Origin of the sequence: Janthinobacterium sp. 75, assembly GCF_004365495.1 — a bacterium.
Taxonomy (GTDB): domain Bacteria; phylum Pseudomonadota; class Gammaproteobacteria; order Burkholderiales; family Burkholderiaceae_D; genus Janthinobacterium.
The window spans coordinates 4,358,928-4,379,922 of record NZ_SORD01000001.1; the positions used below are offsets into that span (position 1 = coordinate 4,358,928).

The 20,995-nt window shown below is 61.7% G+C and carries 15 protein-coding genes and 2 riboswitches; of the genes, 7 read left to right on the top strand and 8 right to left on the bottom strand.

Going from position 1 to position 20,995, the window contains the following annotated elements; all coding sequences use genetic code 11:
* The first annotated feature begins 185 nt into the window (after nt 1–185).
* The 4 genes from map to C8C89_RS19840 all read left to right on the top strand — a co-directional run bounded on the left by map (nt 186) and on the right by C8C89_RS19840 (nt 5,310).
* Entirely contained in the window at nt 186–998 is an 813-nt protein-coding gene (map, locus tag C8C89_RS19825; RefSeq protein WP_096238442.1) for a type I methionyl aminopeptidase, read from the top strand.
* A 36-nt stretch (nt 999–1,034) separates the two neighbouring features.
* Nucleotides 1,035–3,602 carry a [protein-PII] uridylyltransferase gene (locus C8C89_RS19830; protein WP_133992063.1) on the top strand — a complete coding sequence of 856 codons (2,568 nt, stop codon included), beginning with the start codon at nt 1,035–1,037 and terminating at the stop codon, nt 3,600–3,602.
* 41 nt (nt 3,603–3,643) lie between these two features.
* Nucleotides 3,644–4,393 carry a pseudouridine synthase gene (locus C8C89_RS19835; protein WP_101480895.1) on the top strand — a complete coding sequence of 250 codons (750 nt, stop codon included), beginning with the start codon at nt 3,644–3,646 and terminating at the stop codon, nt 4,391–4,393.
* 152 nt (nt 4,394–4,545) lie between these two features.
* On the top strand, nt 4,546–5,310 hold the full coding sequence (locus C8C89_RS19840) for a PilZ domain-containing protein (RefSeq protein WP_133992066.1): 765 nt from the start codon (nt 4,546–4,548) through the stop codon (nt 5,308–5,310).
* Nucleotides 5,311–5,437: 127 nt separating this feature from the next.
* On the opposite strand, the gene def is transcribed toward C8C89_RS19840, so the two are convergent.
* From def to C8C89_RS19875, 7 genes are all read right to left on the bottom strand, one after another.
* A complete protein-coding gene (def, locus tag C8C89_RS19845; protein WP_101480893.1) occupies nt 5,438–5,974 on the bottom strand; it encodes a peptide deformylase in 537 nt (178 codons plus the stop codon).
* A complete protein-coding gene (gene galU, locus C8C89_RS19850) occupies nt 5,971–6,864 on the bottom strand; it encodes a UTP--glucose-1-phosphate uridylyltransferase GalU (RefSeq protein ID WP_101480892.1) in 894 nt (297 codons plus the stop codon). Before galU ends, def begins: the two co-directional genes overlap by 4 nt.
* 24 nt (nt 6,865–6,888) lie before the next feature.
* On the bottom strand, nt 6,889–9,240 hold the full coding sequence (ligA, locus tag C8C89_RS19855; protein WP_133992069.1) for an NAD-dependent DNA ligase LigA: 2,352 nt from the start codon (nt 9,238–9,240) through the stop codon (nt 6,889–6,891).
* A 14-nt stretch (nt 9,241–9,254) separates the two neighbouring features.
* Entirely contained in the window at nt 9,255–10,421 is a 1,167-nt protein-coding gene (locus tag C8C89_RS19860; protein WP_133992072.1) for a cell division protein ZipA C-terminal FtsZ-binding domain-containing protein, read from the bottom strand.
* On the bottom strand, nt 10,418–13,945 hold the full coding sequence (gene smc, locus C8C89_RS19865; RefSeq protein ID WP_133992075.1) for a chromosome segregation protein SMC: 3,528 nt from the start codon (nt 13,943–13,945) through the stop codon (nt 10,418–10,420). The genes C8C89_RS19860 and smc overlap by 4 nt, the downstream gene beginning before the upstream one ends.
* Before the next feature lie 181 nt (nt 13,946–14,126).
* Nucleotides 14,127–14,762 (bottom strand): phosphatase PAP2 family protein, encoded by a 636-nt coding sequence (locus C8C89_RS19870; RefSeq protein WP_243858129.1) that lies wholly within the window; start codon nt 14,760–14,762, stop codon nt 14,127–14,129.
* Nucleotides 14,763–14,908: 146 nt separating this feature from the next.
* The gene (locus tag C8C89_RS19875) at nt 14,909–15,505 is read right to left on the bottom strand and encodes an ATP-dependent Clp protease proteolytic subunit (RefSeq protein WP_243858132.1); all 597 of its coding nucleotides are present in this window, start codon (nt 15,503–15,505) and stop codon (nt 14,909–14,911) included.
* A gap of 169 nt (nt 15,506–15,674) precedes the next feature.
* A riboswitch (glycine riboswitch) is annotated at nt 15,675–15,761 on the top strand.
* A 27-nt stretch (nt 15,762–15,788) separates the two neighbouring features.
* Nucleotides 15,789–15,895, top strand: a riboswitch (glycine riboswitch).
* 74 nt (nt 15,896–15,969) lie between these two features.
* Between C8C89_RS19875 and gcvT the strand changes: the two genes are divergently transcribed.
* The 3 genes from gcvT to gcvP all read left to right on the top strand — a co-directional run bounded on the left by gcvT (nt 15,970) and on the right by gcvP (nt 20,554).
* On the top strand, nt 15,970–17,091 hold the full coding sequence (gcvT, locus tag C8C89_RS19880) for a glycine cleavage system aminomethyltransferase GcvT (protein ID WP_101480886.1): 1,122 nt from the start codon (nt 15,970–15,972) through the stop codon (nt 17,089–17,091).
* A gap of 80 nt (nt 17,092–17,171) precedes the next feature.
* Nucleotides 17,172–17,552, top strand: coding sequence for a glycine cleavage system protein GcvH (gene gcvH, locus C8C89_RS19885; protein WP_101480885.1), 381 nt, complete (start codon nt 17,172–17,174; stop codon nt 17,550–17,552).
* A 101-nt stretch (nt 17,553–17,653) separates the two neighbouring features.
* Nucleotides 17,654–20,554 (top strand): aminomethyl-transferring glycine dehydrogenase, encoded by a 2,901-nt coding sequence (gene gcvP, locus C8C89_RS19890; RefSeq protein WP_133992078.1) that lies wholly within the window; start codon nt 17,654–17,656, stop codon nt 20,552–20,554.
* A 185-nt stretch (nt 20,555–20,739) separates the two neighbouring features.
* Here the strand turns inward: gcvP and C8C89_RS27070 are convergent, their stop codons facing one another.
* Entirely contained in the window at nt 20,740–20,898 is a 159-nt protein-coding gene (locus C8C89_RS27070) for a hypothetical protein (RefSeq protein ID WP_166674806.1), read from the bottom strand.
* Nucleotides 20,899–20,995 lie beyond the last annotated feature (97 nt).

Below are 20,995 nucleotides of genomic sequence, written 5' to 3' on the forward strand. Positions count from 1 at the left end.
CGCCGCGGCAGCGCCTCTCCATTCCCCCCACAAATCGCCGCCCGGCCATAGGAAGGAGGCGGCGAATTCAGGGCGGCTCGTTTATAATTTCGACATATTTGCAGACTTTTTCCCCTACACAGGAATCGTCTGTGCTTTTCACCCGCGCTTTTCAGCCGAATATCTTGCAGATTGCGAATTACACCATGTCCACCATCCGTATTAATAGCGCCGCCGACATCGAAGGCATGCGCGTTGCCGGCAAGCTCGGCGCCGAAGTGCTCGACTACATCACCCCCTTCGTCAAGGTGGGCGTCACCACGGGCGAACTTGACCGCCTGTGCCACGAATACATGGTCAATGTGCAGGGCACCATTCCCGCCCCGCTGAACTACTGCCCGCCCGGCTATACGCCGTACCCGAAAGCCATCTGCACCTCCGTCAACGACGTCATCTGCCACGGCATTCCGGGCGACAAGGTCTTGAAGAGCGGCGACTCCGTCAACCTCGACATCACCGTCATCAAGGATGGCTATCACGGCGACAACAGCCGCATGTTCCTCGTCGGCACGCCCACCATCCTGGCCAAGCGCCTGTCGGAAATCACCTATGAATGCATGTGGCTGGGCATAGACCAGATCAAACCGGGCGCGCACCTGGGCGATATCGGACACGCCATCCAGCAACACGCGGAAAAAGCAGGCTACAGCGTGGTGCGCGAATTCTGCGGCCACGGCATCGGCAAGGTCTTCCATGAAGAACCGCAAGTGCTGCACTACGGCAAACCAGGCACCCTGGAGCGCCTGGAGGCGGGCATGATTTTCACCGTGGAACCGATGATCAACTCGGGCCGCCGCGAGATCCGCGAAATGAACGATGGCTGGACCATCAAAACCAAGGACCGCAGCCTGTCGGCGCAGTGGGAACACACGGTGCTGGTGACGGAAACGGGCTATGAAGTGCTGACCGTCTCGCCTGGCATGCCGCCGCCGCCCGCCTTGATCCTGAACAAAGCCTGATTCTTCCATCACACGCACCGCCACCCCAGGGCCCAGATGAAAAAGCAAGTTCGGGAACAGCTGAAACAGCAACTGAAAGCCGACCGCCAGGTCGTCATTGCGGCCTTCCAGGCCGATGGCAAGCCTGAAAAACTGCTGCGCGGCCTTCGCCACAGCGTCGATGGGGTGCTGGCGCGCGCCTGGCAGGAAGCGGGTTTGCCTCCCGGCACTGCCCTGGTGGGCGTGGGCGGCTACGGCCGCGGTGAACTGTTTCCGTATTCCGACGTCGATTTGCTGATCCTGCTGCAGCAGGCGCCGGACGCGGCGACACAGGAAAAGCTCGAGGAACTGGTGCAACTGCTGTGGGACCTGGGCCTGGAAATCGGCCACAGCATCCGTACGGTCGAGGAGTGCATGGTCGAATCGAAAGCCGACATCACCGTGCAAACGAGCCTGCTCGAAGCGCGCCTCGTGTGCGGCAACGAGGACTTGTTCGCGCAATTGCAGCAGCGCTACGAGGCCGCCATGGACCCGCAGGCGTTTTTCCAGGCGAAAACGGCGGAAATGCGCCAGCGCCATGCCAAATACGAAGACACGGCCTTCAGCCTGGAGCCCAATTGCAAGGAAAGCCCGGGCGGCTTGCGCGACTTGCAGGTGATTTTGTGGGTGGCCAAGGCGGCCGGCCTGGCCAATTCCTGGCGCACCCTGGCCACGGGGGGCCTGATCACCCTGACGGAAGCGCGCCAGTTGATGGAAAAGGAGCGCGCCTTCAAGGATATCCGCGTGCGTTTGCACCTGCATGCGGGGCGGCGCGAAGACCGCCTGGTGTTCGACGTGCAGACGGCGATTGCCGAATCACTGGGCCTGCAAGCCACGGGCAGCGGGCCGCACATGCGCCGCGCCAGCGAATTTCTCATGCAGCGCTATTACTGGGCCGCCAAGACGGTGACCCAGCTCAACACGATTCTGCTGCAAAATATCGAGGCACGGCTGTTTCCCCAAGACGATGTGGCCGTGCCCATCAACGAACGCTTCAATGAAGTCAACAGCCTGATCGACATCAGCGCCGACGATACGTTCGAGCAATACCCGTCGGCCATGCTGGAAATATTTGTCCTGATGACGGAACGCCCTGCCCTGAAGGGCATGACGTCGCGCGCCACGCGGGCCCTGTGGCATGCGCGCTTCAAGATCGATGCCGCCTTCCGCCAGGATCCCGTCAACCGCGCCCTCTTCCTGCGCATCATGCGGGCGCCCGTGGGCATCATCCATGCGCTGCGGCGTATGAACGAGATGAGCATCCTGGGGCGCTACCTGCCGAATTTCCGCCGCATCGTCGGGCAGATGCAGCATGACCTGTTCCACGTGTACACGGTCGACCAGCACATTTTGATGGTGGTGCGCAACATGCGCCGCTTCACCATGAGCGAACATGCGCACGAATACCCGTTCTGCAGCCAGCTGATGGCCGATTTCTCGCAATCGTGGCTGCTGTACGTGGCGGCCCTGTTCCACGACATCGCCAAGGGCCGCGGCGGCGACCATTCCAAGCTGGGCGTGGCCGACGCCACCCAGTTCTGCCAGGACCACGGCATGTCGGCAGAGGACACGGAACTGGTGGCCTTCCTGGTGGAAAATCACCTGACCATGTCGCAAGTGGCGCAAAAGCAGGACCTGTCCGACCCCGACGTCATCGCCGCCTTTGCGAAAGTGGTCAAGGACGAGCGCCACCTGACGGGCCTGTACCTGCTGACGGTGGCCGACATCCGCGGCACCAGTCCGAAAGTGTGGAACGCATGGAAAGGCAAACTGCTGGAAGACCTGTACAAGATCACCCTGCGCGTGCTGGGCGGCGAACCGCATACGGCCGACCGCGAACTGAAGAACCGCCAGCAGGAAGCGCTGGCCACGCTGCGCCTGTACGGCCTGCCGCCCGATGCCCATCTGAAACTGTGGCAGCAACTGGACGTGGCGTATTTCCTGCGCCACGACGCCTCCGACATCGCCTGGCAGACGCGCTCGCTGTATGACAAGCTCGACAGCAAGTTGCCGGTGGTAAAATGCCGTTTGGCCCCCATCGGCGAAGGCTTGCAGGTAGCCGTGTACGTGGCCGACCAGCCCGACCTGTTCGCGCGTATCTGCAGCTATTTCGACCGCAAGAATTTCAGCATCCTTGACGCGAAGATCCACACGACCAGGAATGGCTACGCGCTCGACACTTTCCTCGTCACGGAGCAGAATTTCGCCAAGAGCTACCGCGACATCATCAGCCTGATCGAACACGAGCTGGGCGAACTGCTGCAGTCGCAAACGCCGCTGCCGCCGCCGGGCAAGGGACGGCTGTCGCGCCTGTCGCGCACTTTCCCCTTCCAGCCGACGGTGGATTTGCGGCCCGACGAAAGGGGACAGTACTACCTGCTGTCGGTGGCCGCCAACGACCGCACGGGTCTGCTGTATGCGATCGCCAATGTGCTGACCAAGTACCGCATCAACCTGCACACGGCCAAGATCATGACCCTGGGCGAACGGGTCGAAGACGTCTTCCTCGTCGACGGTCCCGCGCTCAACAATGCCCGCAACCAGATATTGCTGGAAACCGATTTACTCGATGCGCTGAAGGTGTAAACCTTGCGTGCAGCGCCTACCCTTACTGAAACTGAAACAACATGACCGAAGAATTATTACGCTTGTCCAAACGCATGTCCGAACTGGGCCTGTGCTCGCGCCGTGAAGCCGATGAATGGATCGCGCGCGGCTGGGTCCGCGTCGATGGCAAGGTGGTGTCCGAGCTGGGCAGCAAGGTCTATCCCAGCCAGCGCGTCACCGTGGAACGCCAGGCGGCAGCCGAGCAGTCGAAGCGCGTCACCGTATTGATCAACAAACCCGTCGGCTATGTCAGCGGCCAGGCCGAAGACGGCTACACGCCCGCCGTGGCGCTGATCAAGGCGGAAAACCGCTGGGCGGAAGACCGCAGCCCGGAACAGTTCCACCCGACCCAGCTGCGCAGCCTGGTTGCCGCCGGCCGCCTGGACATCGATTCCGTCGGCTTGCTGGTCTTGACGCAGGATGGGCGCGTGGCCAAACAGCTGATCGGCCACGATACCGATATCGACAAGGAATACCTGGTGCGCGTGAGCTACACCAAAGGCGATACCCTGCCCGACAGCGAGCTGAAAAGGCTCAACCATGGCTTGTGGCTCGACGGCAAACCGCTGCTGCCGGCCAAGGTGCGCTGGCAAAATGAAGACCAGCTGAGCTTTACCTTGCGCGAAGGCAAGAAACGCCAGATCCGCCGCATGTGCGAAGCCGTCGGCCTGAAAGTGCTGGGTCTGAAACGCGTGCGCATCGGCAAGGTCAAGCTGGGCGACTTGCCAACGGGCCAATGGCGCTACCTGAGCGCGGACGAACAGTTTTAAGCGACGGTATCGAGATGGCATGCGCCCCGGCATGCCATGCTACATAAGCCACAGGAATATAGTGATATAAAAACAATTATTGTGATTTACTTAGTAAATATTGCCTTAAACCTATACACTATTCCCCATTAGAACAAAAGAGATACGCTGTCGTGAACGATCCCATCCCCAATCCCCTGCGCAAAGGCGCGCCCAGCCTGGCCGATGTGGCCGAGCCTATGGAGCCAGGCACCAAGCCGCACCATATGAGCGATCCGTGGGATATCGGCGAAACCCTATGCAGCCTGGCTGATAACGGCGACGCCATTTCCATCTACCCGACAGGCGGCGAAGATGTCATCATGGCGCGCATATTGTCCGTCGACGATGACTTGCCGCAATTCGTGCTGGAACTGAATGAAGGCGCGACCCTGCCGCCTGGTGGCGCCACGTTTGTGTCGTGGGTGCAAAGCGCCAAGCTGCAATTTACCATCAATGGCGAATGGGAGGCCTATCCCGAGCGGCCGAACGTCTACCTGACGAACTTCCCCAGCCATTGCCTAGTGCTGGAACGGCGCGAATCGGCACGCCTGGAAACACCGCTGGGCGTGTACTACCTGGCCGCCTTTGTGCTGGAAGGACGGCCGTATGAATTGCAGCTGTATGACTTCTCGGCCGGCGGCATCGGCATGCGTGCCCACCCGCGCGATACGGTCGGCCTGTATGTGGGCCGCAAACTGTCGCGCGTGCGCCTGGAACTGGGGCCGGACAAAGTCATGATCGCCGACCTGGAAATCCGCCTGTCGCGCACCTTCCGCTCCTTCCTGCTGGGCGAGCAAGTGCAGATCGGCTGCCGCTTCCTGAACCTGACGGATGCCATGCAAGATGAGCTGAAAGCCTTGCTCGACAACCTGGGCAGCAACCGCAAGGTGCGCTGAGCTGCACCACATGAAAAAATGGCCGCCCAGCTGATAGCTGCGCGGCCATTTTTCATACTTACCCGGCACTGCGACTGACAACGTTCGGGGCCTGACCCGGCGGGTCAGCCCCCAGCTTAAGCGCCAATCAATCGTCGTCGTTCGGGTCCAGGTCGGGGAACATCACTTCCGTATAACCGAATTGCGTAAAATCAACGATACGCATCGGATACAAAATACCGTGCAAGTGATCCACTTCATGCTGCACCACGCGGGCATGGAAGCCGTCGCAGTCGCGGCTGATGGGCTGGCCAAACTGGTCCACGCCTTCATAGTGCAGTTCGCTCCAGCGCGGCACGCTGCCGCGCATACCAGGCACGGACAGGCAGCCTTCAAAGCCCTCTTCCTTGCGCTCTGACAAAGGCGTCAGCACAGGGTTGATCAACACGGTTTCCGGCACTTGCGGCGCATCGGGATAGCGCAGATTCTGCTTAAAGCCGTAAATCACCAGTTGCAGGTTGATGCCGATCTGCGGCGCCGCCAGGCCCGCGCCATTGGCGGCATGCATGGTGTCGAACATGTCGGCGATCAAGGCGTGTAATTCGGGCGTATCGAAGTCACGCACGGGCTCGGCCATGCGCAGCAAGCGTGGATCGCCCATCTTCAGAATCTCGCGTACCGTCATTTTTCGCCCAGTGTTGTTTGCAGTTCTTGCAAGTAAGCGCGGAAGGCAGCACCCGTTTCCGGATGCTTCATACCCATCGCCGTCGTGGCCTTCAGATAACCAAGTTTGGAGCCGCAATCATAACGCTGCCCCTGGTAGCGGTAAGCCAGCACGCGCTCTTCGCGCATCAGGGCGGCGATGCCGTCCGTCAACTGGATTTCGCCGCCGGCGCCCGTGCCGATATTTTCCAGGTGGTTAAAGATACGGCTGGTCAGCACATAACGGCCCACCACGGCCAGGGTCGATGGCGCCTCTTCCGGCGCAGGCTTTTCCACAATGGCCGAGACCAGTTCCAGGTCGGGCTGATAATTCTTTGCCGATACGATACCGTATTGCTTGGTTTCCGCGCGCGGCACATCCTGCACCGCCAGCAGCGAGCAATTTTCATACTGGAAGACATCGGTCATCTGCGCCAGCACGGGGCGCACGCCCTCTTCCACATCCATGAAATCGTCAGCCAGCAAGACAGCAAACGGTTCGTCGCCGATCACGGGACGGGCGCACAGCACGGCATGCCCCAGGCCCAGCGGCGCCGACTGGCGTATGTAAATGCAATTGACGTGCTTGGGAATGACATTTTGCACCATCTCGAGCAACTGGCGCTTGCCGGCCGCTTCCAGCTCCGACTCCAGCTCATAGGCAGTATCGAAATGATCTTCAATGGCGCGCTTGTTGCGACCCGTGATGAAGATCATTTCCGTGATGCCGGCCGCCACCGCTTCTTCCACCGCGTACTGGATCAACGGCTTGTCGACGATGGGCAGCATTTCCTTCGGTTGTGCCTTGGTCGCAGGCAAGAAACGGCTGCCCAGGCCGGCGACGGGAAAGACTGCTTTTCTGATTTTTTTCATGGGTCTTCTATAATATTTTAATGATTAGTCTTGCGCGAGCAAGGCTAGCAAACCAGCTTCGTCGAGTATGGCCACGCCCAGTTCCTGCGCCTTGGCCAGCTTGCTGCCAGCGTCCGAGCCGGCCACGACGTAAGCGGTTTTCTTTGACACGGAACCGCTGACTTTGCCACCGGCCGCCTCGATCAGCTCCGCAGCCTCGTCGCGGCTCATAGTGGGCAAGGTGCCCGTCAGGACGAAAGTCTTGCCGTCCAGCTTGCCACCAGCCGCTGGCATTTCAGGTAATTGTGACAGTAATTCATTTCGCAAGGCGTCCAGTTGAGCTAGCAGCCTGACATTGCCGTCATTGGCCAGCCATTGCGCCAGCGATTCAGCCACGGCGGCGGGCAAGCCCGCGTGGAAGCTCGCGCCCTGCGCCGCCAGACTGGCCAGGGTCACGCCCCGCTCCACCAGTTGCTTGCTGCGCGGTTCCGTCAGCTTTGGGATACCGATAGCGGCCAGCAGCGTGGTTTGCTCCAGTTGCGTGCGCAGCTTCGCACTGGGCGCGTGTTCACCCTGCGGCGTGACGCCAGCATCCAGCAATGCCTGCAGCGCCTGCTGGTTCTTTTCTTCTGCAAAGAAATCGGCAATGGACTCGGCCACGGTGCCGCCGATATCGGGCAGCACGCGCAGCAAGGCCGCCGGCGCCTGCCGCACATACGCCAGACTGCCCAGCCACTCGGCCAGGGTCTTGGCCGTCGACTCACCCACGTGGCGGATGCCCAGCGCGAACAGGAAACGCTCGAGCGGCGGGCGCTTGCTCGCGTCTATGCCAGCCAGCAAGTTTTCCGCCCATTTGGTGGGAATCTTGCCTTGTTGCACTGTTTCTGGCGTCGAACCATCGCGCTCGTCGGCGCGCAGCTTCATTTCCAGCAGTTTGTCCAGGGTCAGGCTGTACAGGTCGGCCAGGCCATGCACGTATTCCAGTTCGACCAGGGTATCGATATAACGTTCGCCCAGGCCTTCGATATCCATCATGCGGCGGCCCGCGAAATGGCGGAATGCTTCCTTGCGCTGAGCCGAACAGAACAGGCCGCCCGAGCAGCGGGCGATCGCTTCGCCCACTTCGCGCACCACGTGGGAATCGCAAACAGGGCAGCGTTCCAGCATCTTGAAAGGCGGCGGCGCCGGTTCGGGGCGCTTGTCCAGCACCACGGACAGCACTTCAGGGATCACATCGCCGGCACGGCGCACGACGACGGTATCGCCCACGCGCACATCCTTGCGCAGCACTTCATCTTCATTGTGCAAGGTGGCGTTGGTCACCGTCACGCCGCCGACGGACACGGGCGCCAGGCGCGCCACGGGCGTCATGGCGCCCGTGCGGCCCACCTGGATATCGATACCCAGCACCACGGTCAAGGCTTCTTCGGCGGGGAACTTGTGCGCCAGCGCAAAACGGGGGGCGCGCGACACAAAGCCCAGCTCCTGCTGGTCTTGCGTCGCGTTCACCTTGTAGACCACACCGTCGATTTCATAGGGCAAGGCGGGACGACGCGCGCCGATATCGGCGTAGTATGCCAGCAAGCCCTTTGCGCCCTGCACAACACGGCGTTCCTTGGACACGGGAATGCCCAGGGTTGCGTACCAGTCCAGCAAGGCCGAATGCGACACCGGCATGGCGGCGCCACCGAGGGCGCCGATGCCGTAGGCATAAAAACGCAGCTTGCGCTGTGCAGTGATGCGCGAATCGAGCTGACGCAGGCTGCCGGCTGCCGCATTGCGGGGATTGGCGAACTCCTTGTGTCCCGCCACACGCTGGCGTTCGTTCAGGCGGGCGAAATCGGCCTTGAACATCATCACTTCGCCGCGCACATCGAGCACGGAGGGAATCATGTCGCCCTGCAAGCGCAGCGGAATGCCAGCGATGGTGCGGATATTGGCCGTCACGTCCTCGCCCGTGGCGCCATCGCCGCGCGTGGCCGCCTGCACGAACAAACCGTTTTCATAGCGCAGGTTGATGGCCAGGCCATCGAATTTCACCTCGGCGGCATACTCGACTTCTGCACCATCAAGGTCCAGGCCTTCGCGCACGCGACGGTCGAAATTGACAATATCGTCATCGGTGAAACCATTGTTCAGCGACAACATCGGCACCGTGTGCGTGACTTGCTCGAATTGCGGCAGCGGCGCCGCGCCCACGCGCAAGGTGGGCGAATCGGGCGTGCGCAAGTCAGGATGGGCCGCTTCCAGCGCCTGCAGTTCGACGAACAGCTTGTCGTACTCGGCGTCGGGAATGGTGGGGTTGTCGAGCACGTGGTAGGCGTGCAGATGCCGGTTAAGTTCGGCAGTGAGTGCCAGGACGCGCCGGGCGGCGTCCTGGTTAGTCGGATCAGTCATTGTTGCGGGATTCTTCAGCTAAATAAACGCAGGGCGCGGGTGGAACCGGCCGGAATGTCGGCCGCGTCCATTTCCTGGTAAAACTCTTGCACCTGGCCGGCGATCTCGGCCAGGGCCGCATCGGACAAGGCCTGGTTGTAATCGTCGACGATGGTCGCGTCGAGGCGGCCCACCAGCGCTTTGGCGCAGGCAACCATGGAGCCGAAGCCGTCGCGCGCGGGCGCCACGCAAGGCACGTCCAGCAGCAGGGTCAGGCGGGGCGTGGTTTCCTCGGCCAGCGTAACATTCGTCGACAGCGAGAACAGATAGCTGCCGTCACCATCGGGCATGACGAAACGGCCGTCCGGACGCACATCAAAGCCTTGCTTTTCCAAGGCGAAGAGCAAGGTGGAAATGGCCCATGGCGCGCCGTTCGTGTGCAGGTTGACCCCCAGCTGGGCATCGTGACCGGCGACAAAACGGTGCAGATTGCGCGCTTCGGCCATCACTTCCATCATGTCGGGCACTTCCGGTTCGGCGCCGATTTCGTCCGCTACACCGCGCAGCCGCGTGACCAGTTCCGAGTATTCCAGTTCATTCAAGGCCGTGCTGCGGCTGGCCAGCTGCACGCCGCCCTGCATCTTGGTATAGACACCGCCATGCGTGATCGGTTCCCAGTCGCCATTCACGTGCAAGCCAATGAAGTGCACGGGCTTGTTGCCCACCAGGCGCAAGGTTTGCAGGACCGGCAGGATCTTGTCGCCCCGCACGGGCGCTTCCAGCGACAGGGGCAGCAGGCAATCGATCAGCGGGTCAACCAGGCTGGTCGCCTGTTCGCTGGCGGCGCTCACCTCTTGCACGGGCTCGGCAGCAGGTGCCTGGACCGGCTCGGCAGGGCTATCCCCCAGCGACGGTTCCGCATGCACGGGGGCGTCGGACACGGGTGCCGCCGGCGGCGCGCCGAACGACGGTTCGGCCTTGGCGGCAGGCGCGGCATCAAAGCGCGGTTCCTGGCGCAAGACAGGTTCCTGGACGTCCGTCACGGGGGCGTCGCCCTCGCGCATCAGCACATCGTCGTGGTCGGTGGAAAAGGCCCGTTCCACGCTTTTCTTGGCCTTGTACTCCTGCCATTTGTTGTATGAGAAAACACCGACGATAAAGACGCCGCCGGCGCCGAACAAGGTAATTTGTAAGTCTGTCATGCTGCTTGTGCCTCGGTAGCAAAATTTGCGGCGGACTCCATGTCCACCGCCACGATGCGCGATACGCCCTGCTCCTGCATCGTCACACCGATCAATTGATGGGCCATTTCCATCGCAATCTTGTTATGCGAAATGAAAAGGAATTGGGTCTGGTCTGACATGCGCTTGACCATGCGGCAGAAGCGTTCCGTGTTCGAATCGTCCAGCGGTGCATCGACTTCGTCGAGCAGGCAGAACGGCGCCGGATTCAGGCGGAACATGGAAAACACCAATGCGGTCGCGGTCAGCGCCTTCTCTCCACCGGACAACAGGTGGATGGTGGCATTTTTCTTGCCGGGAGGCTGCGCCATGACTTGTACACCGGAATCGAGAATCTCGTCGCCCGTCATGGTCAGTTTCGCCTGGCCGCCGCCAAACAGAATCGGGAATAGCTCGGAAAAGTGATGGTTGACCTTGTCGAACGTGTCTTGCAACAGGTCGCGCGTCTCCTTGTCGATCTTGTGGATCGCGTCTTCCAAGGTGTTGATCGCTTCCGTCAGGTCGGCATTCTGGGCGTCGAGGAAGTTCTTGCGCTCGGAGGCCTGTGCCAGTTCATCCAGCGCGGCCAGGTTGACGGCGCCCAGGGACGTGATCGCATTCGTCAACCGCGTGACTTCGCCCTGCAGATACGACGGACGCATGTCCGGATGCAACTTTTCCGTCAAGGCCGCTTCATCGGCGCCCGATTCGAGCAATTGCTGGGCGAACTGCTCCTGATTCAGGCGCGCGGCCTGTTCCTTGAGCTGCATTTCCATGATCTTGTCGCGCTGCGGCTGCAAGCTGCGCTCCGACTGCGTGCGCGCATCTTCGGACAGGCGCAGTTGCTGCGTGATCTGGTCCAGTTCATGGCGCGCGTCCGCCAGCGCCCGCTCCTGCGTGGTGCGGCGCTCAAGCAAGTCCTGCAAGCCGTCGGCGGCCGCGCCGCTTTCCAGGTTGGCCAGCTCCAGTTCGCCCGCCTGCAGGCTGGCCGTCACTTGCTGCGCCTGCGTGCTGGCCGTGGCGATGTTGCGGCGCAATTCCTCGATCTTCGCGCGGTGGGCTTTTTCCGCGTATTCCGTATCCTTGGCGGCCCGCTCCAGGTCGCGCAAAGCTTCGCGTGCCTCGGCCAGACGCTGTTCCTTTTGCAAGAAGTCCGTATGGCCGTCTTCGTGCGCTTCCTGCAAGTTGCCCAGTTCCATGTCCAGCTGTTCGAATTTTTCTTCCGATTCCAGCTTGGTCTGCATCTGTTCCGCTTCCTGCGCGGCGATTTCGGCCAGGTCCGCGCCGATCTGCGTGCTGCGCTGGTTGAAGCGCGCTTCCACTTCCGACAGTTTCACCACGTCCAGTTGCAACGTATGCACGGACGAGGTCAGTTGCTGTATGCGCAGGCGCAAGTCGGACAGGTTGCGCGTCAGGGTAGCGACGGCCGCGTCGGCCCGCACGGAACGGGCGCGCGCCTCTTCGGCCAGCAATTGCTGTGCGCGCAACTGCTTGCCGATATTCTCGATTTCCTGCTGGCGGCCCAGCATGCCTTCCTGCTCCGAATCGGCCGCATAGAAACGCACGCTGGACGCTGTGACCACATGGCCGGCGCGCGTGACGAAATAGCCGCCTGGCGGTAACTTGCCCCGCTCGGCCAGCGCCTCGGCCGCGTCTTCCACGGCGTAGGCGTTGTACAGCCAATCCTGCAGCAAGCCGCGCAAGCCAGGATCGTTGAGTTTGAGCAAGTTCAGGAACGGTTTCAGGCCCGCCACTTCTGGCAGGGGCAGCGGCGCCACGGTGGACGGCGCATACAGGGCCAGCTTGGCTGGCGGCGCGTCGGCAAAGAAAGCCTTGGCCCAGTCGATATTCGACAGTTGCAGGGCCGACGTGCGCTCGCGCAGGATCGATTCCATGGCCGCTTCCCAGCCCGCTTCGATCTGCAGCTTTTGCCACAGGCGCGGCAAGGTGTCGAGTTCGTGCTTTTTCAGCCACGGCTGAACCTTGCCCTGCGTCTGTACTCGTTCCTGCAATTGTTTCAAAGCGGAAAGACGCGCTTCCAGCTGCGCGTTGGCGGCCGTCTCGGCATTGACCTGCGCCTGCGCCTCCATCCGCTCCTGCTCCAGCTTCGGCTGCTGCTCCAGCGCTTCTTCCAGGTAAAAACCCTGTTCTTCCAGCGTTTGCTGTTTTTCTTCCAGCTGCAGTTTCAGGTTTTCCAGATGGCTGCTGTCTGGCAGGCTCAGGCTGTTCTTTTCCTGCTGCAAGCGCTCGCGGCGCGTCAACAGGCTGGCCAGGATGTTGGAGGCATTGCGCTGGTGCGCCGATTCCAGTTCCAGCTGCTGCTGGGCCTGCATGATCCGCGCGCGCGATTCCGTGCTCTTGTTTTGCGCGGCGCGCCAGGCGGCGTCCAGCTCGGGCAATTGCTCGCCCTTCTGCTCGGCCATCATTTGCGATTGTTCCACCTTGGCGGCCAATTCCTCGAGGTGGAATTCTGCCTCTTCGATCTGTTCCTGGTACTCGCTGCCTTGGCTGTTCCACTGGTCGCGCTGGGCTGTCAGGGTGGCCAGCTGGGCCTGCAGGCGGGCGCGCGATTCGATGACGAACTTGATCTGCGCTTCCAGGCTGCCGATTTCCGCATTCGTCTGGTACAGATGACCCTGCGCCGTATGCAAACGGTCGCCCACGGCGAAGTGCGCCTGGCGCATCTGCTCCAGGGTCAGTTCCACGTTGCGCAGCTTGGCCGTCTGTTCTTCCAGATCCGTCTGCGCCTGTTCCACTTCACGGAAATAGCGCGTCTGCTCGTTCTGCGCCTCGTTCTTGCGTAGCAGCCACAACAACTTCTGCTTTTCTTCCTGGTCCGCCTGCAAGGCGTGGAAACGCGTGGCCACGGCCGCCTGCGCTTCCAGCTTTTCCAGATTGGCATTGAGTTCGCGCAAGATGTCTTCCACGCGCAGCAAATTCTCGCGCGTATCCTGCAGACGGTTTTCCGTCTCGCGGCGGCGTTCCTTGTATTTCGACACGCCGGCCGCTTCCTCCAGGAAGACGCGCAATTCTTCGGGGCGCGATTCGATGATGCGCGAAATCATGCCCTGGCCGATGATGGCGTAGGCACGCGGGCCGAGGCCCGTGCCGAGGAAAATATCCTGGATGTCGCGCCGGCGCACGGGCTGGCCATTGATGTAATAGGTGGACGTGCCGTCGCGCGTCAGGGTGCGCTTGACGGCGATCTCGGCGTACTGGCCCCACTGGCCGGACGCCTTGCCATCGTTATTGTCGAACACGAGTTCCACGGAAGCGCGCCCGGCAGGCTTGCGATGAGTGGAGCCGTTGAAAATGACGTCCTGCATCGACTCGCCGCGCAATTCAGACGCTTTCGATTCGCCCAGCACCCAGCGCACGGCGTCGATGATATTCGACTTGCCGCAGCCATTAGGCCCGACCACGCCCACGAGCTGGCCTGGCACCTGGAAATTGGTGGGATCGACGAAAGACTTAAATCCCGACAACTTGATGGAAGAGAGACGCACGTGTTTTAGAGTTCCTGGCCTATGCTGGCGGTTGAGATCGGCGAACCCGGTTCATATTCAGTTCAGATGCACCATTGCGACGGCAGCCTGGCTGCTCACCGCTGAAAAGTGGTTCATCATACCATTTCCTGATGCTTTTCTGGCCAAAAAACAGCAGCGCCAGGCAGCAGCGCGCCCCTTGTCACGGGGCTGGGCGGCCATCCTGCGCCAGCTTCCAGTCTTCGCGGGAAAAAACACGCTCATGGCCGGACAGCAACATGGCCAGTTTTTGCAGCCACTGCTCGGTCGGCATGGGCTCGGCCTTGAAGCTCAGCGCCACCATCAGCACCATGCTGGCCAGCGCCAGCGCATGACTGACGGCGAAATTGACGACGCCGCGGGCATTCCACATGAAGCCCAGTGCCAGCGCCAGGCCCAGCACGCAGCCGCTGACGGCTTCCGACACGCTGTGCGCCTGCACGACCACGCGGGAAATGGCGACCAGCACGGCAAACGCCACGCCGATCAAGACGCCGGCATTGCGCCAGCGCGGTTCAGCCCGCTGCAGCAGCACATACATCAGCACGGGAAACACGGCGCCGGCGCGCATGGCGTGGCCGCTGAAACCGGTAAAATCGAGCGCGCTGCTGCCCACGCCCCAGCTCATGAAGGCCAGTTTTGACAGCACCACGAGGGCCAGTCCGCCGCCGTACCACAAGCTCCAGCTGAGCACCAGGCGCCATTGGCGCGACACGAGCAGCCACAGGGCGATCGCCACACCAGCCGGCCCCATCACGGACATGTCAGCCGCAAAAGAAATCCCATTCCACCAAGTCATCGTGCTTGCACTTATTTCATGAACAACTCGCACTATGCCATGACTCGGCCCTGTTCCGCGCGGCTTTTGCTGTGCTGCAGCGAAGAATTACATTCGATTACAAAATTTCCACGCCCAACCATCCGCCTGACAGCGCCGGGCGCGCCTCAGATATTCGTCAGGCGTTTGCCCTTGGGCGGCGCAAAATCGCGGATCGATTCGATCATGCCCACTTCCAGCGCCTGGTCGGCCGTCAGGTGCAGGTCGGAATACGCATGCACCTGCCACTGCTCGTCCGTCAGCTTGACGTGGGCGCGCAGGATGCGCTCCGTACGCATGTCATCAGCGCGCAAGCCCTCGACGATGATGCTCAGCGCATCGGGCCGGGAACCGGGCGAGGCGGTTGCATGCGACTTGTGCACCATGAAACGGGCCGTGTCGCTGGCATGGCGGTGCCGCCCCGCCAGAAACAGGGTGACGGCGATGGACGCCACGGCGCCTGCGTTATAGGTAATGATGTCGAGCGGCAACTGACTGATGAAGTTGTACAGACAGATGCCATCACTGACATAGCCGCCGTTCGATTGAATCAGGATGTGCGCGGTAGTGAGCTTGTCTTCCGTGATGTCGGACACGGCGTTGAAGACGCGCCGCACCATGTCACTGTTGACGTCGCCCGAGAGGGTGAAGTAACCGTGCTGCTCGGTGTTGTTTTGTATCTCGTGTTGTATCTCGTATTGTATCCCGCTCTGTGTCGTGTTCATGGCAGCCACCCACAAGAAAGCCCGAACTTCATCATAGCCCATTCGCGCGGGGCCGGGCGCCCTTTTGCACTGGATCAGCCCCCTCAACAGCCCCGCAAATCGGGGCTTTTACGGCAATTTGGCAACGCCTTTACAGATTGACAGAATACCCCTGCTGGCATATATTCCTCACACTTGATCGGGAGAGGGCAACCCAGCGTTGCCGCCGAAGGGGCACTACCCAAAAACTCTCAGGCAAAAGGACCGATCAGGCGGACTGAAGTTGTTGCTTTGGCGACACCTTTAGCTCAACTCTGGAGAGCGGCCGCGGCTATTGCCGGCGGCCCACCGAAGGGGCGCACGGGGCAAGCCCCCCGTAATCTCTCAGGTACAAAGGACAGGGGGGTCAGTGATCACGCCGGAAAGCCGTGTTTGGCTCTGTGTGTTCTGTTAACTTCCCCCTTTACCTTCGTCCCGAGGAATCCATGACGCTCAAAGCGACCCCACTCAACAACGCCCACCGTGCCCTCGGCGCCCGCATGGTCGATTTCGGCGGCTGGGACATGCCCGTCAACTACGGCTCGCAAATCGAAGAACACAATGCCGTGCGTAGCGACGCCGGCATGTTCGACGTGTCCCATATGTGCGTGGTCGATATCGAAGGCCCGAACGTGCGCGCCTTTTTGCGCGGCTTGCTGGCCAACAACGTCGACAAGCTGCAAGTATCGGGCAAGGCGCTGTATTCGTGCATGTTGAATGCCGAAGGTACCGTCATCGATGACCTGATCGTCTACTTCTTCAGCGAAAACTGGTTCCGCCTGGTCGTCAATGCGGGCACGGCGGAAAAAGACGTGGCCTGGATGCAGCAGCAAAATACCAACACCAACAGCGGCCTGACGATTACCGAACGCCGCGACGGCAATGACGCCATGGCCCTGGTGGCCGTGCAAGGGCCGAACGCGCGCGCCAAGGTGTGGCAAGTGCTGCCGGAGACACAAGCCGCGTCCGAAGCCATCAAGCCCTTCAATGTCGTCATCGTCAAGGACACCGCGTTCGGCGAAGTCATGCTGGCGCGCACCGGCTACACGGGCGAAGACGGTTTTGAAATCGGCGTGGCCGCGACCCAGGTGGAAGCGCTGTGGAACGCCCTGATCGCCGCCGGCGTCAAGCCGGCCGGCCTGGGTGCGCGCGACACCCTGCGCCTGGAAGCGGGCATGAACCTGTACGGCCAGGACATGGATGAAACCGTCAACCCGCTCGACGCGGGCCTGGCGTGGACCATCGACCTGGTCAGCGAGCGTGACTTCATCGGCAAGGCCGCCCTGCTGGCAAAAGGCCAGAACGCGCAATTCGTCGGTCTGATCCTGCGTGAAAAAGGCGGCGTGCTGCGCGCCCACCAAAAAGTCATCATCGCCGGCAACGAAGCCACAGGCGAAATCACCAGCGGCACCTTCAGCCCGACCATGCAGGAAGCGATTGCCCTGGCGCGCGTACCGAATGGCGTGAACGTGGGCGACACCGTGCACGTGGAAATCCGCGGCAAACAACTGGCCGCCTCCGTCGTCAAGCTTCCTTTCGTGCGTAACGGTAAAATCCTGGCTGCGTAAGCGATTAGCGATAGAGAGCCACCGCCCGCAAGACCGAACAACCATAATCAATAACGAACACTTACCATCTGGAGCCACACATGAACATTCCTGCAGACCTGAAGTACACAGCCTCCCACGAATGGGTACGCCTTGAAGGCGACGGCACTATCACCGTCGGCATCACCGAGTACGCGCAGGACGCCCTGGGCGACATCGTCTTCGTCGAACTGCCAACCGTGGGCAATACCTATGGCGCCGGCGACGACGCCGCCGTGGTGGAATCGGTCAAGGCCGCGAGCGACATCTACGCGCCTATCGCCGGCGAAGTCGTGGCCGTCAACGACGACGTGGTCAATGCGCCTGAATCGATCAACACCGACGCCTACGCCAACTGGCTGTTCAAGATCAAGCCAGCCGACGTGTCGGCCCTGGACGGTTTGCTCGACGCTGCCGCCTATGGCGCCACCACCAGCGCGTAATCGCGTTTGACTCACGGGCCGCGCTTGCGGCCCGTTTGCTTTTTTCCAGCAGCGCCCGCGCGCCGCCTCCCGGTTTTTCAGTCTTTTTTGGCCTCTATATCATGACCCGCACCAGCCTGACCCAACTCGAAGCACGCGATGCCTTCATCGCCCGCCACATCGGCCCTTCCTCCACCGAACAGCAAGCCATGCTGGCGACCCTCGGCTATTCATCGCGCGCCGCGCTGATCGATGCCCTGGTACCGGCCAACATCCGCAACAAAGGCGCCCTGCCATTGGGCGCGTATTCGCAGCCGATGCCGGAACAGGAAGCTTTGTCGCGCCTGAAAGCCATCGCCGGCAAGAACCAGGTGCTCAAGTCGCTGATTGGCCAAGGCTATTACAACACGTTCACCCCTGGTGTGGTTTTACGCAACATCTTTGAAAATCCTGCCTGGTACACGGCCTACACGCCCTACCAGCCCGAGATTTCGCAAGGCCGCCTGGAAGCGATCCTGAACTTCCAGCAAGTGATCACCGACCTGACCGGCATGGGCATCTCGAATGCCTCGATGCTGGACGAAGGCACGGCCGCCGCCGAAGCGATGACGTTGATCCAGCGCGTGGGCAAGTCGAAGTCGAACGTGCTGTATGTGGCCAATGACGTGCTGCCGCAAACGCTGGAAGTGGTGCAGACGCGCGCCCAGCCGATCGGCATCGAGGTGCGCACCTTCGACCCGGCGGAAATCGAGTCGCTGGACGCCTGCTTCGGCGTGCTGCTGCAATATCCTGGCGTGAACGGTGTCGTGCGCGACTACCGCGCCGGCGTGGAAAAACTGCACGCGCATGGCGCCATGGTCATCGTCGCAGCCGACCTGCTGGCCCTGACCATGCTGACGCCTCCTGGCGAATGGGGCGCCGACGTCGTCGTCGGCAACAGCCAGCGTTTCGGCGTGCCGCTCGGTTTCGGCGGCCCGCACGCTGGCTTCCTGTCCACGCGCGATGAATTCAAGCGCAATATGTCGGGCCGCCTGGTCGGCGTGACCGTCGATGCGCAAGGCAACAAGGCGTATCGCCTGGCCCTGCAAACGCGCGAACAGCATATCCGCCGCGAAAAAGCGACGTCCAACATCTGCACGGCGCAAGTGCTGCTGGCCGTGATGGCCTCGATGTACGCCGTCTACCACGGCCCTGCCGGCCTGCTGCAGATCGCCCAGCGCGTGCACCGTTACACGGGCGTGCTGGCCGCCAACCTGAAGACCCTGGGCTATGGCGTCGTCAATGCAAGCTACTTCGACACCCTGACCATCAACGTCGCCGATGCGGCGCAACTGCACGCGACGGCCATTCACCACGGCGTCAACCTGCGCAAGATCGACAATACCCACGTGGGCGTGTCGCTCGATGAAACCACCACGCGCGACGATATCGCGCTGCTGTGGAAAGTGTTCGCGCACGGCCTGGTCAACGCGCCTGCCGCACCGGACCTGGACAGCGTGGAAGCGAATGTGACCAGCGCGCTGCCGGCCAACCTGGCGCGCGAGAGCGCCTACCTGACCCACCCCGTCTTCAACAGCTACCATTCGGAACACGAAATGCTGCGCTACCTGCGCAGCCTGGCCGACAAGGACCTGGCGCTGGACCGCACCATGATCCCGCTCGGCTCATGCACCATGAAGCTGAACGCGACGAGCGAAATGATTCCCGTGACCTGGCCGGAATTCTCGAACATCCACCCGTTCGCGCCCGATGCGCAAACCGTGGGCTACCGCGAAATGATTGCGCAGCTGGAAGAAATGCTGTGCGCGCTGACTGGCTATGCGGCCGTCTCGCTGCAGCCGAACGCCGGCTCGCAGGGCGAATATGCGGGCCTGCTGGTGATCAAGGCCTACCATGAGTCGCGCGGCGAAGGCCACCGCAACATCTGTTTGATTCCATCGTCGGCGCACGGCACCAATCCTGCCTCGGCCAACATGGTCGGTATGCAGGTGGTCGTCACCAGCTGCGACGCCAACGGCAACGTGGACCTGGCCGACCTGAAAGCGAAAGCGGAAAAGCACAGCGCCAACCTGGCTTGCGTGATGGTCACCTACCCATCCACCCACGGCGTGTTTGAAGAAGGCATCCAGGACCTGTGCGAGATTATCCACTCGCACGGCGGCCAGGTCTACATCGACGGCGCCAACATGAACGCGCTGGTCGGCGTGGCCGCTCCCGGCTCGTTTGGCGGCGACGTGTCCCACCTGAACCTGCACAAGACCTTCTGCATCCCGCACGGCGGCGGCGGACCAGGCGTCGGCCCGATCGGCGTGGGCGCCCACCTGGCGAAATTCCTGCCGAACCAGCGTTCGTCGGGCTACCAGCGCGATGCCGCCGGTATCGGCGCTGTCAGCGCCGCGCCATTCGGCTCGGCCAGCATCCTGCCGATTTCGTGGATGTACATCGCCATGATGGGCGCGGAAGGCTTGACGGCAGCGACCGAGACGGCGATTCTGGCGGCGAACTACATCGCGCGCCGCCTGGCGCCGCACTACCCTGTGCTGTACTCGGGCCACGACGGCCTGGTCGCGCACGAATGCATCCTGGACCTGCGCCCGATCACGGACGCCACCGGCATCAGCAACGAAGACGTGGCCAAGCGCCTGATGGACTTCGGTTTCCATGCGCCGACCATGAGCTTCCCCGTGCCGGGCACGCTGATGATCGAACCGACGGAAAGCGAATCGAAAGTGGAAATCGACCGCTTCATCGACGCCATGATCGCCATCCGCGCGGAAATCGCCAAGGTCGCCAGCGGTGAATTCGACCACGACGACAACCCCTTGAAGAACGCGCCGCACACGGCGCAGGTGTTGATGTCGGACAACTGGGAACGCAAGTACAGCCGTGAAATCGCGGCTTACCCAGTCGCGTCCCTGCGCCAGCGCAAATACTGGCCACCAGTCGGCCGCGCCGACAATGTGTACGGCGACCGCAACCTGTTCTGCGGCTGCGCACCTATCAGCTCGTACGAAGAAGAGTAAACGCCACGCGCCCGCTTCCGCGGGCGTGCCAGCGACAGGAAGGCAGGCCAGACGGCCTGCCTTTTTTCATGCCCGCAAGGGTACGTAGGTCGGATTAGGCCCGGAGGGCCGTAATCCGACAACATGGTTGGCGTGTGTGGTGAGGTCGGATTACGCTCCGCTAATCCGACCTACGCGACTCACTTTTACAACGCCAGCAAGGCCGCACCCGGCAGCCCCAGCACGGTGCCCAGTATCGTCAGCAACATGACATCGCGCCGCTCACAGCGGCTGCGGTGCGAACTCCAGGCGGCAAACAGCAACGCGACGGCCACGCCGCTGAGCGAAATTCCCACTTCCGTCATGCCAGTTCTCCCGTCATTGTTTCTTTCTTCATTGCTCTCATCCCCTTCACATAATTGAACAACCTACCTACCGGTAGGCAGTAAGTGTACAATAAAA